Source organism: Paenibacillus sp. P4_A7, assembly GCF_056402455.1.
The window spans coordinates 1-506 of sequence record NZ_JBFUHJ010000937.1; the positions used below are offsets into that span (position 1 = coordinate 1).

Here is a 506-nt window from a genome sequence, read left to right on the forward strand (position 1 = left end):
CGAGGAATCGGGGAGTACCAATTGGAGGATCTGGAGCGGGAGCCTTCAAAATTGATAATTGTGCCAAGCCCGCATAATTTCAGCGATGAGGCTTTTGATCGATTGATTGAGCTGGCTAAGAATGGAAGCACAGTGCTATGGACCGGGCCGCTACGCAGGGACGCTTATTGGGGACCTGCAAATGAGCGTCTTCAGGCTGAAATCGGTGAGACGACACACGGCAACGTTTTGCGTGAGGAAGCGATGCTGCTGAATGGAAAGCTTTACCCCGCTTCATTCGGGGATCGGAAAATCGGCACGGTTGCGATTGATGTTCCAGCTCGCGGAGGTAAAACGGCAAACAATAACGGAGCACATTGTCCAATCACAGTGGAGCTCGGAGAAGGCCGCTTCATCTGGTGTCCGCTTCCGCTGGAGCTGAATGACCGCTGGGAACCGCTACAAGCGATGTACACGGAAGCAGCACGCATATCAGGAGTTCAATATGAGCTTGATTGGTTGAGCGG

1 pseudogene is annotated in these 506 nt (G+C 53.0%); it reads left to right on the forward strand.

Annotated features, from left to right (window positions below):
- Positions 1-51 precede the first annotated feature (51 nt).
- Positions 52-506: pseudogene (locus tag AC1DWN_RS35040) on the forward strand (glycoside hydrolase); the annotation flags it as partial.